Source organism: Mesorhizobium sp. M2A.F.Ca.ET.037.01.1.1 (assembly GCF_003998075.1).
Lineage (GTDB): Bacteria > Pseudomonadota > Alphaproteobacteria > Rhizobiales > Rhizobiaceae > Mesorhizobium.
The window spans coordinates 1-712 of the sequence record NZ_RZSA01001629.1; the positions used below are offsets into that span (position 1 = coordinate 1).

Annotated in this window: 2 protein-coding genes; both read left to right on the forward strand. The window is 57.6% G+C overall.

The genetic code is table 11. The features are described 5' to 3' along the window. The first annotated feature begins 388 nt into the window (after window positions 1-388). On the forward strand, window positions 389-478 hold the full coding sequence (locus EOA27_RS38835) for a K(+)-transporting ATPase subunit F (RefSeq protein WP_126081227.1): 90 nt from the start codon (window positions 389-391) through the stop codon (window positions 476-478). Between the two features lie 33 nt (window positions 479-511). Beyond that, window positions 512-712, forward strand: a 201-nt coding sequence (locus EOA27_RS38840) for a potassium-transporting ATPase subunit KdpA (RefSeq protein WP_189562394.1), incomplete at its 3' end; no start/stop codon positions are given.

Below are 712 nucleotides of genomic sequence, written 5' to 3' on the forward strand. Positions count from 1 at the left end.
GGCTCCGCCCGTGGATGACGATGCGATAGGTGTCTCGCCCAGTCGCCAAGGCATGGAACCTGCCAACGCACACTAACCAACCGGACCTTCGGACGGCGTCGGCCAAAATCCCTATAAAATTCCTATATCTTTCCCGCCCGCTCCGTCTCGAACCTTTATGGCGATCGGGTCCATATCTCCTTCGAAGAAACGCTTGATCGCCGTCGCCGCCAAGGTGTCGAGCGTCCGCGTGCAGTTTTGAGCCCGCCACCGCGAGCCCGCAAACACAAAGTGGAACAAGGAAGACCTGCCATGGACCTCATCGTTCTCGGGATCGGGATTTTGTTCTTCGCCCTGTCCTTAGCCTACGTCAAAGCCTGCGACAGAATCTGAGCGGAAGGGCCGGATCATGCTTCTCGATTATTTCCTTGGCGGCGCGGTGACCTTGTTCCTGCTCGCCTACCTTACCTACGCCCTCATCCGCCCCGAGCGTTTCTGAACGTTCCGGCGCCAGGCACGGAAAGCCATCACCATGACAATCTACGGCTGGATACAGATCCTTCTCTATTGCGGCATCCTCGTCGCGCTCGTTAAGCCGGTCGGCTTCTATATGCACCGCGTCTTCAACGGCGACCGCACTGTTCTTTCATCGGTTCTGGTTCCGATTGAACGCGGCCTTTATCGCTTAGCTGGCACCAATGAGCGAGAGGAACAACACTGGGCCGTCTACACG

Coding starts and splice junctions, on each gene's coding strand:
- EOA27_RS38835 (WP_126081227.1), top strand. CDS start 389: ATGCTTCTCGATTATTTCCTTGGCGGCGCGGTGACCTTGTTCCTGCTC.